The 12,016-nt window shown below is 59.5% G+C and carries 10 protein-coding genes; 6 read left to right on the forward strand and 4 right to left on the reverse strand.

From position 1 onward, the window contains the following. Positions 1-329 precede the first annotated feature (329 nt). Positions 330-806 carry a hypothetical protein gene (locus ACVWVQ_RS12515; RefSeq protein ID WP_457508767.1) on the forward strand — a complete coding sequence of 159 codons (477 nt, stop codon included), beginning with the start codon at positions 330-332 and terminating at the stop codon, positions 804-806. A gap of 566 nt (positions 807-1,372) precedes the next feature. Here the strand turns inward: ACVWVQ_RS12515 and folD are convergent. The 3 genes from folD to xseA form a co-directional block, all read right to left on the reverse strand. Continuing rightward, positions 1,373-2,254 carry a bifunctional methylenetetrahydrofolate dehydrogenase/methenyltetrahydrofolate cyclohydrolase FolD gene (gene folD / locus ACVWVQ_RS12520; RefSeq protein WP_457508769.1) on the reverse strand — a complete coding sequence of 294 codons (882 nt, stop codon included), beginning with the start codon at positions 2,252-2,254 and terminating at the stop codon, positions 1,373-1,375. A gap of 92 nt (positions 2,255-2,346) precedes the next feature. Beyond that, complete coding sequence (xseB, locus tag ACVWVQ_RS12525; RefSeq protein WP_011431761.1) at positions 2,347-2,583, reverse strand: exodeoxyribonuclease VII small subunit; 237 nt, start codon at positions 2,581-2,583, stop codon at positions 2,347-2,349. Next, a complete protein-coding gene (gene xseA, locus ACVWVQ_RS12530; protein WP_457508780.1) occupies positions 2,564-3,793 on the reverse strand; it encodes an exodeoxyribonuclease VII large subunit in 1,230 nt (409 codons plus the stop codon). The genes xseB and xseA overlap by 20 nt, the downstream gene beginning before the upstream one ends. Before the next feature lie 70 nt (positions 3,794-3,863). Between xseA and ACVWVQ_RS12535 the strand changes: the two genes are divergently transcribed. Further along, positions 3,864-5,072 (forward strand): AI-2E family transporter, encoded by a 1,209-nt coding sequence (locus ACVWVQ_RS12535; protein ID WP_457508771.1) that lies wholly within the window; start codon positions 3,864-3,866, stop codon positions 5,070-5,072. A 268-nt stretch (positions 5,073-5,340) separates the two neighbouring features. Here ACVWVQ_RS12535 and ACVWVQ_RS12540 read toward each other — a convergent pair whose 3' ends face one another. Continuing rightward, a complete protein-coding gene (locus ACVWVQ_RS12540) occupies positions 5,341-6,693 on the reverse strand; it encodes a hypothetical protein (protein WP_457508772.1) in 1,353 nt (450 codons plus the stop codon). 225 nt (positions 6,694-6,918) lie between these two features. Here ACVWVQ_RS12540 and ccsB point away from each other — a divergent pair, with 225 nt between their 5' ends. The 4 genes from ccsB to ACVWVQ_RS12560 all read left to right on the forward strand — a co-directional run bounded on the left by ccsB (position 6,919) and on the right by ACVWVQ_RS12560 (position 11,849). Next, positions 6,919-7,971, forward strand: coding sequence for a c-type cytochrome biogenesis protein CcsB (ccsB, locus tag ACVWVQ_RS12545; RefSeq protein ID WP_457508774.1), 1,053 nt, complete (start codon positions 6,919-6,921; stop codon positions 7,969-7,971). Positions 7,972-8,053: 82 nt separating this feature from the next. Then, positions 8,054-8,437 carry a lipopolysaccharide assembly protein LapA domain-containing protein gene (locus ACVWVQ_RS12550; protein WP_414413445.1) on the forward strand — a complete coding sequence of 128 codons (384 nt, stop codon included), beginning with the start codon at positions 8,054-8,056 and terminating at the stop codon, positions 8,435-8,437. A gap of 76 nt (positions 8,438-8,513) precedes the next feature. Beyond that, the gene (tig, locus tag ACVWVQ_RS12555; RefSeq protein ID WP_457508776.1) at positions 8,514-10,184 is read left to right on the forward strand and encodes a trigger factor; all 1,671 of its coding nucleotides are present in this window, start codon (positions 8,514-8,516) and stop codon (positions 10,182-10,184) included. 165 nt (positions 10,185-10,349) lie between these two features. Then, complete coding sequence (locus tag ACVWVQ_RS12560; RefSeq protein ID WP_457508778.1) at positions 10,350-11,849, forward strand: S41 family peptidase; 1,500 nt, start codon at positions 10,350-10,352, stop codon at positions 11,847-11,849. Positions 11,850-12,016: the final 167 nt, after the last annotated feature.

Raw genomic sequence — 12,016 nt, forward strand, 5'->3', positions numbered from 1 at the left:
AAACTGGTTTCAGCCTGGTCTGGGGCGGGGGATCCCTTATTCCTTGTTCCTCCAAAGCACAGGGAATAGAGGAATGGACGTGTTAACGTAGCTGAACGATCGTGTTCTGCACGGTGGGGGCGTTATCCTCTGATGGAACTCTGTACGCGTATGGCTGGTCTATCAGGGGTAGGGCAGCAGTTGATGCCTTTTGTCTAACTCGACACGTATCACTTTGGCTTGCAGTGGTCTCGATGTGCGTCTTGATCTGCTCATTCGCTCAGGCTGTTGCCTCTTTTTTCGCCGGCGGCCCATTGCTGAACAGAGCTTTGAGGGGCAAGGGATCCCTAGTGTTGTCTGCCGCTCTGGTTGGGGTAGGGGTTCTCGTGCAGGGATTGAGGGCACAGACTCTGGAGAAACCGACGCTGAAAGCCTTGGAGGATTCCGTTGAGGGGAATGTTGTCCCTGTTCTGCCCTCAGAACCTGCCTTGCCCCCCCAGGCTGTCCCCACCTCCGCCCGTACGGGACCCTTTCGGGTCGGCAATCGCACGCCCCATCCGGTTCGGCTGGTGATCTTGATGCGCAGCGGCGAACGGATGATCAATCCGGAAACGGCCCACTGGGACTTTGCCCCTGGAGAGGGGGGGAGCGAGGGATTGCTGCTGAGCTTGGGAGAGGAACCGCTGCAAATCGGCCCCGGAGACATTGTGGTGGCTTTCGCCCTGGATGGAACCCGCCGCTATTGGGGGCCCAATGTGGTGGGAGAGTCTCTGGCCCCGTTTTGGGATGGGGAGAGCGGCTCCTGGTCGATGATCTTGCAGCCTTAGGGTGCTGATACATTTACGCTGAACACTGCTGAACATCACTGTTCAACTATGCAGCGATAGCATTCTGTTTGTTTCCATTCGCGTTAGCGGGACGGAGTCCAAACAGAATGGCGGTATCCCGCAAAGCTTTGAGTAGAATACCCAAAGCGCAGTTTCCGTGTCGTCTTACTACCAATTTTCTGCTTTGCTTTGGCTACCATGTTGGCAGACTCGAAAGTAAACAGAAAGATCAACTGGTAGTAATCCGTACTGAACATATTATACATTATTTTCAGTATAGTTGAGCTTATTATTGACTAGAGTCATGCTCCGCGCGCAGCTTGGACATTTGCAGCGGTCACCTCAAACTCCTCTGGGGCAACTTCTCCATTCCTCACTCTTCTGGGCCAAAGGGGGAGGATCCAAGCAACAGAACATTTTGAGAACAGTCTCCAAACCATAGTCATTTCAAGCTAGATTGAGACACTCCCCAAGCGCTCTGTGCCGCTGCCGCGACCAACCCCAGCTCTTCTCCCAGAGAGAGAGGGAAGTTAGGGAACAATGCAACAGAAATGTTTCATTCCTGTTTAATAATGACTACACAAGTGGCTGCGCAGTTTATAGCTCTGTAGGGTGTTGGCCAGCAGCATCGTTACCGTCATCGGCCCTACGCCTCCCGGTACGGGCGTGATGGCAGCGGCCAACTCTTTGACCGCTTCATAGTCCACATCTCCTACCAATTGCTCGGCTCCGGTGGGGGTCTCGATGCGGTTGATGCCAACGTCGATGACCACCGCGCCGGGTTTCACCATGTCTGCCCTCAATAGGCGGGGGCGGCCCACGGCCATCACCACAATGTCGGCGGCGCGGGTCACTTCTGCCAAGTCGGGGGTGCGGGAGTGGGCTAGGGTGACCGTCGCATCGGCGGCCAACAACATCAAGCTCAAGGGCTTGCCCACCAAGATGCTGCGACCAACCACCACTGCCTTTCGGCCTGCAATCGGGATCCCTTCTGCCTGCAACAGGCGCATCACGCCCAAAGGGGTACAACTGCGTAGGCCGGGCTCGCCGCGCAACAGCCGGCCCAGGTTGAGGGGATGGAGTCCATCCACATCTTTGTCGGGATTGATGGCCAGAAGGGGGGAGATGGGATCCCAGCCGGGGGGCAGGGGCAGTTGGACGAGGATGCCATCCACCCGCTCGTCCTGATTGAGTTGGTCGATGGTGTCGAGCAAATGGGCAGGGGAGTCTTGGGCGGAAAAATGTCGGCCAAAAGAAGCAATGCCCAACCGCTCACAGGCCCGCTCTTTGCCGCGCACGTAAGCCGCACTGGCGGGATCCTCTCCAACCCGCAGCACTGCCAATCCCGGTGGCCGCCCCACCTGGGGTATCCAAGCTTGCACTTGGGCGGCCATCTCCGCTTGCAAGCGGGCGGCTAAGGCTTTGCCATCGAGGATCTTTGCGGGCATGGGGGCGCAAGGATAAAGACAACCATCCAACGACCATCCATAGTGAAGCAGAATGGCGACAGCAGTGCAGGGGGAATGATCAGGTGGGATCCCTATGATTCGGGCAGGTCTTCTTCCTCTTGGCCCAATTGCTCGATGATGATCTCCACCTGCTGCCGCTTTTGCTCCAGGAAGTCCGCGCAGGTTTTCAGGGTTTGGGCGGCCTGTTGAAAGCGCTCCACCACTTCCGCCAGATCCAGTTCCCCCGATTCAATCTGGGCAATCAAAGTTTCCACCTCGGCAATGGCTGCTTCATAGCGCCACGGCTCCTCACGTTTGCGGCGGCTCATGGCTCTCCTCTACTCGTACCCATAGGCTTCCCGAGGCCAGTTGTATCATCAGGCGGGTTTGGGGAGGCAGTTGATGGGTGCGGATCAGGGATCCCTCTTCATTTCGCACCAGGGCATAGCCCCGTTTCAGAATGGCTTCAGGATCGAGAGCTTGTAGGCGATCTTGTAGGGCCTGTTGGTGCTGTTGGTGTTGCCGGAGGCGATGGCGCACGGCTTGGAGCAGGCGATGTTGGCGCTGGGTCAAGCGCTCCTGGGCCTGTTGCAACAGGCGCTCTGGATGCACGTAAGCCAGGTGGTGTTGGGCCTGCTGCAAACGCTGCTGGGCCCTTTCCAAAGCTTGGCGGGTGCGTTCGATCAACTTCTGGCGCAACTGGGATCCCTGACGCTGCAATTCCCCCAGATCCGGCACGATCCGCTCGGCAGCTGCCGTTGGGGTATGGGCGGCGTAGTCGGCAGCGTAGTCCGCCAGGGTTTCATCCCGCTGGTGGCCAATCCCGGTGACCACCGGGATCCGACATTCGGCAATGGCTCGCACCACCCGCTCATCGTTAAAACAGGCCAAATCTTCGCTGGCTCCACCGCCCCGCGCCAAAAGAAGCACTTCCGCCCGCCCATCCTGTTCCACCCGGCGAATGGCCCGCACAATTGATTCCGGGGCCGCCTCCCCTTGCACTTGAGCTGGGGAGAACAGCACCCGTAGCCCGGGGTAGCGCTGGTTGAGGGTGCGCCGAATATCTCCCCAGCCGGCAGCGTGGGGGGAACTGACGACGGCAATGCACTGGGGATGAACAGGCAGAGGTCGTTGGTTGTCGAACAAGCCCTCGGCACTGAGGCGGGCCTTGAGCTGTTGAAATCGCAACGCCAACAGCCCTTCCCCGGCAGGCAGCAATTGCCAGATGACGAGGCGATAATGGCTGCCGCCGCTATAGATGCCAAGTTGCCCAAGGGCAAGCACCTGTTGCCCCACTTCCGGCCAGAAGCTGAGCCTGGAAGTTTGGCCCTGCCAGACCACCCCCTTGAGAACGTCACCGGTTTCCGGATCGACTAGGGTCAAGAACAGGTGGCCATTGCGGTTGCGCTGGCAACTGGAGACTTCCCCGCTCACCCACAGCCTGACCAAGTAGGGATCCCCGGCCAGCAGCGATTTCAAATAACGGGACACTCCCCCCACCGAGAGCAGGGGAGCTTCATCCGTGAGCAAAAACTCCATCCCACTGCTGCGGGCGGCTAAAGTCACTTCTAAAGGGACAGGACCGCGCATCCAGGGTTCTCGAATAGCGATGGGACTTGTCGGGATCCCATCTAGAATAGGCGACAACCGGGCGAGAGAGGAGGTGAGCTGGCGGGTGACCTTCGCCCAGTGGCTGGGGCTAGGGGCGCTGTTGGGCCTGCTAGTTCTGCTTTGGCAGATCCGGCAGATCCTGCTGTTGGTGTTCGCGGCCATTGTGTTGGCAGTAGCATTGGATACCTTGGCCCAGATCCCACAGCGCTACGGCTTTCGGCGTGGCCCCTCAATTGTCATCACCAGTTTGACGGTTTTGGTGGCCGCGATCTTGGTGGGGCTAATCGTGGTGCCCCCCCTGGCGGAGCAGTTGCGGCGGCTGTTTACCGATGGGGTGCCCGCCGGGATCGTTCAGGCCCAGCGACTGTTCGAGAGCTTGATTCTCTCTTTGCCGACGGATATTGAGCTGCCGACGCTGCGGGAATTGGCCAATAGCTTGGTGCCCCAGGCCACCGAGTTGGTGCGACAGGTGCGCGACTTTTTCTCCGAGTCCTTCACTGCCTTTTTTGGCACCCTGCTCAACCTATTGTTTGTAATCATCCTCACCATTTTGTTGTTGGCGGATCCCCAAGCCTACAGTCGCGCTTTTGTCTCGGTTTTCCCGGCCTTTTACCGTCCCCGCATTCGCTACATCCTCAAGCGCTGTGAGCTGGCGCTGCGAGGGTGGCTGATGGGGATCCTCTTCACCAGCACCTTGGTGATGCTGCTGAGTGGGATCGGGCTGTGGATTTTGGGGGTGCCCCTGATCTTGGCCAATGCGGTGCTGGCGGGATTGTTCAACTTCATCCCCAATATCGGCCCCACCTTAAGCGTGGTAGCCCCCATGCTGGTAGCCCTCACGGATGCCCCTTGGAAGTCCTTGGCAGTGCTGGGGCTGTATATCCTGATCCAGCAGTTGGAAAGCAGCGTCTTCACCCCCATCGTTATGTCCCGACAGGTGTCGCTCCTGCCCGCCCTAACCCTAGTAGCTCAAGTTACTTCAGCCTTTTTCTTTGGGGTGCTGGGCCTGTTCCTGGCCGTGCCTTTGGCGGCAATCCTGCAGGTGTGGATTCAGGAGGTGCTAATTCGGGATGTCCTGGATCCCTGGCAGGGATCCCGATTGCGGCCCTTGCTCAGGTTGGAAAGCAGAGAGAACGGGATCCAAAGCTCCACCCAGGCGGAAAACCAGGATCCCATTCCGCGACCGCAATCGGTGCGAGAAGGTTGAGGGGGCAATGCTCCTGGCTTGGCTCAACCCCATCAGCTTAGCCACACGACCGGCCCTTCCATTGGGCAGGAATCGACGTTCTCCCCACCGCTAGAGCCGGGGGATTCTTTCCCGTCGCTCCACGCTCCTCGCGCTTGACCGGTGTGAGAACGCGACAACTGGCAACTGCGCACCTAGGCAGAGCGGCATCGGGGAAACAGTGAGGCCCACGGCCCGCTGCGCGAAGGGCATTCTATCAACTTTCTATCAACTCAAGGACTCCGTCCCGCTATTGCTCACCTGGCAAGGCCGGACTGTGGAGTCCCGGCGGGAAAAGCCGCAACCCCTGCTGTCGCACCCGCCGCTCCTGGAAGGGAATGGGGGTCACGCGCGGCAAAGGCGTAGCCACAGGCTGGGGAGTTGAAGTGGGCACAGCTTGCGGAGAGGGCTCTGGGCTGGGCTCAGGCGTAAGCTCAGGTTCAGGAGTGGCCACCACGGGCGGTGGCGTTGGAACAGCCGGGATCCCCTCTGGTGTCGGACGGGGGCGGCCCAGTTGAAAGCGCGGCTGGCGACGAGGTGCAAGCGTGGGCGTCGCCTCTGGCGTTGGAGTCGGAGTGGGTGTGGGTGTGGGCGTCGGGCTGGGTGTGGGCGTCGGAGTAGGAGTGGGTGTGGGCGTCGGGCTGGGTGTTGGCGTCGGAGTAGGAGTGGGCGTGGGTGTCGGAGTTGGCGTTGGCGTCGGAGTAGGAGTGGGTGTGGGCGTCGGGCTGGGTGTTGGCGTCGGAGTAGGAGTTGGGGTAGGGGTGGGCTGGGGCTGGACGATGGCGAGGGCCTCTTCGGCTTTTAGCTCCCCCCGAACCAGCTTGGAGAGGGTGTCTTGGCCGCCAGGGGTGTAGGTGATCTCGCGGGCGGCGCTGTTGAACACATTGCGGATGGGATCCCCTTTGCTGTCCACCAGTTCCAGCACCATCACATTGCGACCGGGCCTGAAGCCCTTCAGATAAAAAGACTCCCAGCGATCCAGCAGACCGGATTGGCCGTTGAGGGTGTAGCGGATCCGCCAATCCCGTGGCAAGTCACTCAACAGGCTCTCCCGCACCGGGGCATTGGCCAGCCAGAAATCCACCAAGATTGGCTCGGCCCCGTAGCTGCCTGTGGGGCGGTTGTAGGTGAGCAGGGGCAGTTGCGGCTGTGGCACGTACTCGGGGGTGGGAGCTAACACGTGAAAGCTGACCTGGGCATAGGCTTCAGAGTTTTTGAAGCTCTCGTGCCAGGGTTTGCCGGCAAACACCCGCAGAGTATGGGATCCCGGCTCCAAATCCTTGAAAACGAGGGGAGCATCGGCATCGTAATGGGCGATGTAGGGCCGGTTGTCCAGCACCACGTGCAGATGAGGGCCAAGACCCAATTGCGGATCTTGGAAAAGTGGGTACCCTTGCACCGCGAAGCGAACGGTTACCTGCCGCTCTGGCAACACCTCACCTGGCTTGGGGCTGAGGATCTGAACTTGCGGGCGACAGTACTGCAAATGGGCATCCAGCTTGGCAATCTCCGGGGGAACCGGCACGCGCTCTAGCTGGGGAAGCTGTTCCTGCGGGGGTTTAGGCGGGGATCCCCCACAAGAGGCCAAAACGAGGGCGGTCAACAGACAGATCCACCATCTCAACAACCCCCACCTTCTCAACCTGGCATTTCCCGCGTGTTCTTGCATGAGCCTTACATCCCAATGCTCTTTGTATCCTGCCGAGCCGCAGACAAGCCATCCCCACATTACCAGCATGTGTCCTTTGGGGAAGATCCCTTCCCCCGCCCTAGAATGGGATCAACTGGCCTGGCTCAAGCCGGGTCGGAGACACTTTTGAGGTCGTGTATGGCTCTGTTGGCGATAACAGCTCTTGCGGGCATGGATCTGGCCCAGTGGCAAGCTCTGCTCAACAACGTGGCGTTTGCCATTTCTCTGGGGGCCATGCTGTTCTACTGGGGTGGGGCAGCTTTTCCCCAGGTGCAGCTTTTGGCCGAATTGGGCCTAGCGGGGATGATCGGGGCAAACTTGACGATGGCCGCCCTGTTGACGGCCCGCTGGATCGATGCAGGCTACTTCCCCTTGAGTAATCTGTACGAGTCTTTGTTTTTCCTGGCCTGGGGGATCACCGCTTTGCACCTGCTGGCCCTCTACTGGAGCCGCAGCCGCTGGGTGGGGGTCATGACCGCCCCAGTTGTGACCGGGATCGTGGCCTTTGCTGCCTTGGTGCTGCCGGAAGACATGCAGGTGGCCCAGCCCCTCGTGCCGGCTTTGCAATCCAACTGGCTGATGATGCACGTGACTGTGATGTTGCTGGCCTACGCGGCGCTGCTGGTGGGATCCCTTCTCTCCATCAGCTTTCTCATCGTCACTCGCGGTCAGGATGTGCATCTCAAGGGCAACTCCCTCGGCCTGCAATTTCGCCCTCCCCAACCCCAGACCCATCCCGAATGGGCGGAGGCCACCCTGCCCTCCCCGGCTTCAGAACTGGCCTATGCCGGCCTCCGCTCCCCCCGCCCTGCCCCCTCGTCGGCTGAACTCCCCCCCCAACCGGCCCCCGAAGGGATCCCCTGGCAACGGCTGAGCCTGGCAGAAATCTTGGACAACACCAGCTACCGGCTCATCGGGCTGGGCTTTCCCCTGTTGACCATCGGCATTATCGCCGGCGCCGTTTGGGCCAACGAAGCCTGGGGTACCTACTGGAGCTGGGATCCGAAAGAAACCTGGGCTTTAATTACCTGGTTGGTCTTCGCTGCCTATTTGCATGCCCGCATCACCAAAGGCTGGCAAGGCAGACGCCCCGCCCTCTTGGCCAGCTTGGGTTTTGGAGTGGTTTGGGTATGTTACCTGGGGGTCAACTTTCTGGGCAAAGGCTTACACAGCTATGGCTGGTTTTTCTAAGAAACCGATCCCCGTTTATGAGTATCCTGGTGCTGGCAAGCCGTAGTGGATCCCTCTCAAGAGGAGACAAGAGGAGAAAATTATGCGACTGTTCAACTACCTGATCCTGTTCTCGGCTCTCCTAGGAATCGCTCTCTTCGCCATGCAAAACGCCACCCCAGTCACGATTACCTTTGCCCCTGGCGTCAGCATCGAAAGCCCTCTGGTGATGGAACTTCTGGCTGCTGCTGGGATTGGGGCCGCCCTCGCCTGGCTGTATAGCCTCTGGATGCGCGTACAGTTCAGCATCGAAGCCCGGGAAAAAAATCGGCAACTGCAGGAGAAGGAGGTCACCATCACCGAACTCAAGGAAATGGTGGTGGAGCTGGAAGCCAAAGTGAAGCAACTGCCTCCCAGCAAGCGTGCCGAACCCCAAGAGGACATCCAGGATGTGAAAGAAGTGGCCACCGAGGGATCCCCTGCCTAGAATCTCCAGGTTGACCCACAGTCCGTTGAGGTAGAATTGAACTTCTACTTGCCCCTCTCCTTAGCTCATACTTCCTATGCAGGTTATCCAAGAAAAACGCCCTGGCAGCCGGGTCGGTCTCAAAATCGTGGTAGAAGCCGACCGGGTGAAGCGCTCCTACGAAAAAACCTTGCGTCAACTGGAGCAGAATATCCAAATTCCGGGATTCCGCAAGGGCAAGGCCCCCCGCAACCTCGTTGTGCGGCAGGTGGGCCGCGAGCGCATCATGGCCAGTGCTGTGGATGACCTGATCAGCGAGGCCATTCAACAGGCTTTCAAGGAAGCTCAGCTCACCCCCATTAGCCGGTTCGAGCTGGATGACGAGGTGGGGCAGCTCTTGGCTCAGTTCAACCCCGAAGCAGACTTCAGCTTCTCGGGATACGTTGAGGTGTACCCCGAAGCTCGCGTTGGCCAATACAAAGGGCTGACCGTCACGGCAACCCGCGTTGACGTCAAGCCTGAACAAATTGACCAGCTCATCGACCGGTGGCGGGATCAGCGGGCCACCCTCCTGCCGGTAGAAGATCGGCCTGCTCAGTTGGGGGATGTGGTGGTGATCGATTTTGAGGCCCGCGATGCAGAAGGCAATTCCCTCGACGAGATGACCACCCAGGACTTCCAGCTGGAACTCAAGGAAGACAACTTCATCCCCGGTTTTGTGGCGGGCATCGTGGGCATGCAGCTCGACGAAACCAAGGAGATCGCAGCCACCTTCCCCGACGACTACTTCAGAAAAGAGTTGGCCGGGAAAACGGTTACCTTCACTGTCTGCCTGAGGGAGATCAAGGCCAAAGAGCTGCCCGAATTGGATGATGCCTTTGTGCAAGAGATCAGCAGCTTTCAAACAGTAGCCGAGTTGCGGGAACACCTGCAAAAGCGCCTCGAACAGGATGCCCTGAGACAATCCGAGGAGAACCTCGAAACCGCCATCCTCAACGCCATCTTGGAGACTACTGAGGTGGATTTGCCGGAAACCCTCATCGAACAAGAAACGACACAACTGCTGGCCCAGAGTCTCCAGGCCCTGCGGCAGGAAGGCATCAAGCCGGGGGAGCTCCGTAAGTTCTTGTCCGAGTTGCCTCCCGAAACCCTTAACCAGTTGAAAGAGCGCCACCGACCCGAAGCCATCGACCGGCTGCGGCGCACCTTGGCCCTGAGCGCCATCGTTCGGCAAGAGCAAATTGCCGTAGGTTCCACGGAGTTGGACGTGGAGGTGGAAGAGGTGATGGCGGCCTATGCCCAGCAAGGCCAAAAGCTGGATCGGGAACGAGTACGCCAAGCCGTCTATGAAGGCTTGCTGACCGACAAGGTGATGGCTTGGCTGAAGTCTCAGACCACGGTCAACTGGGTCGATAGCGAGGGGAATCCAACCCAGGCGCCCACTTCTTTGGCAGGCTCGGAGGAGAAGGTTGAAGTGCCAGAGGCCGAGTTTGAGGCCGATGAGCCAGAAGCAGAGGTATCTGGGATCCCTGAGGCAATTGAATCCTCATCAGAGACGGCTACGGGGGCGGAAACGGATGGAGAAGCTGCAGCTGCGGAAGCCGAGCCAGCTACAGAAAAGGCTGTAGAAGCATCCCCTGCTGAAACCGTCTCAGCCTCTGCGGCAGAGGCAACGCTCCCAGTTGAGGAGAAAGCGGCAGAGACCGCTACAGAGATCCCGGCAGCAGAAAAGCCCAAGCCGAGCAAAAAGGACAAAAAAGGCAAGTGAATGCGCTGGGGATTTTCTGGCTGAGGGCATTTCCTTCAAAAGCAAGGGGGCGCAGCCCCTAGTGTTCCAAGTCACAAAAAATAGATATCTACCACTGCTGGCAGTGGCAAAGGGGAGCGTTTAGGGTTTATCCTATTCGCAACATCTGCAAGAGGGCAGGCTGCCATGAAGGGATTTGCGCGCGTACTTGGGGCTTGGGGGATCCTCACCCTGATCGCCGGGATCTCGCCCGGCAGCGCTGTGGGCCAATCGGCCTTGCCTCCTGTGCCCATCATGCCCTCGGATCCCCAAGGTTCGTTTCCCGATCCAGGGATCCCGGCAGCCCCTTCCCCTCCCCGTGAGCCGGTCGGGCTGGATCTCCGCCATCTGGTGGGATTGTTCATCAACGAGTCCTTGGGTGCAGGCAACCAAGCTGCCGCAGTCAGTTACAACGACCTCTACACCCGCCTGTTGGCCCGAAGCTACGGGGATCCCCGCCCCTCTATTGAGGTGGAGTACGAGTTCATTCAAGAGATCCTGCGGGAGTATGGGGATCCCGCCGATCGCTTCTGGGATCCGCAAGCTTTTAAGGACTTGCTCAACCGTCCCCGTCCTCCCGTACAAGCCCGCGGGATTGGCCCGCGCCAGGTTTATTTGGCAGTGCCGGATCTCACCCCAGCCACGGCTCAGCAGATCCGCCAAACCCTCTACACCCAAGACTACAGCCAGGGCATTGTCCTCGACCTGCGCGGAGCTGTGGGCTACGACCCCCAAGTGGTGGCCGATGTGGCGCGCCTATTTCTGCCCCGCTCCGTCCAGCCGCTGCTGATTACCGAAGACCGATTTGGGCAGCCCACCCTCTGGAACAGCGAAAATCTGCCCATTGCCGCCGGGATCCCGTTGGCCGTTCTGGTGGATGGCAACACCCGCCAGGGGGCCACCCTCCTGGCTGCCCAGTTGGGAGCCAGCGGTATCACCCTTATCTTGGGGCAGCCCACCCAGGGCAGCGAACGACAAACCCGCTTCTTTGCCCTTCCCTCCGGCGCGGCGGTGGAACTGGCCGTGGCCACCTGGAAAACAGGGGATGGTCGCTCTTTGGAGCGGGGTCTGGTGCCCTTGCAGACCGTGGAAGGAGATGACAATGCTTGGCTGAATGCCGGCCTGCAAGCGCTGGCCTTGCCCCCCCGGCGACCTGCCCTGCCCCCACGGCCTACAGTGCTGGTGCAAGAGGGTCGAGTCGGTCGCTTTGAGCTGGGCATGGATACCCGCAACGTGGATACCCACCTGCTGGGCAATGTCGATCAGATCCCAGCGGCCTCTGGAGCCAATGTGTTTCAGCCCAACAGCGACCTGAAGATCTTTTACCTACAAGACTACATCCTCTTCACCTACCGTCATCCGGGCATTGTGGATAGCTTTTTCGCCAACCGCATCTACACCACCCACCCGGAAGCCATGACCGGCGAAGGGATCCGCATCGGCTCCACCTATTCGGAAGTGATCGCCGTTTACGGCGGGCCCGGCGAGAACGGCTACAACGAGGTGGTGCCCTATCCCAAGGGAAGCCGAGAATATCTGCGCGACGACCGCTACTACGTCAACTACGATGCCCTGAGCCTGGCCTTTGCCTTTGAGGTGGGATCCAACCAGGTCACGGCCATTGGCCTGTTCAAGCCGGGGAGCTGAAGACGAAGGTAAACTACCCCCGCCTAAAGGCGGGAGCTTTCAGTAGCCCTAGAGTCGGCAAGCCAACCCTGAACCTCTAGGCTGGTTTACAAAGGCAGCCCCAAGTCTGGCAATCATACTCGCCCCATTCCAGTCCGCATCCCCTTCCCATCCACAATGCCCACACT

This window comes from Thermostichus sp. MS-CIW-36, from assembly GCF_054059035.1.

Coding starts and splice junctions, on each gene's coding strand:
- folD (WP_457508769.1), bottom strand. CDS start 2,254: ATGCCCGCAAAGATCCTCGATGGCAAAGCCTTAGCCGCCCGCTTGCAA.
- xseB (WP_011431761.1), bottom strand. CDS start 2,583: ATGAGCCGCCGCAAACGTGAGGAGCCGTGGCGCTATGAAGCAGCCATT.
- xseA (WP_457508780.1), bottom strand. CDS start 3,793: ATGGAGTTTTTGCTCACGGATGAAGCTCCCCTGCTCTCGGTGGGGGGA.
- ACVWVQ_RS12535 (WP_457508771.1), top strand. CDS start 3,864: ATGGGACTTGTCGGGATCCCATCTAGAATAGGCGACAACCGGGCGAGA.
- ccsB (WP_457508774.1), top strand. CDS start 6,919: ATGGCTCTGTTGGCGATAACAGCTCTTGCGGGCATGGATCTGGCCCAG.
- ACVWVQ_RS12550 (WP_414413445.1), top strand. CDS start 8,054: ATGCGACTGTTCAACTACCTGATCCTGTTCTCGGCTCTCCTAGGAATC.
- tig (WP_457508776.1), top strand. CDS start 8,514: ATGCAGGTTATCCAAGAAAAACGCCCTGGCAGCCGGGTCGGTCTCAAA.
- ACVWVQ_RS12560 (WP_457508778.1), top strand. CDS start 10,350: ATGAAGGGATTTGCGCGCGTACTTGGGGCTTGGGGGATCCTCACCCTG.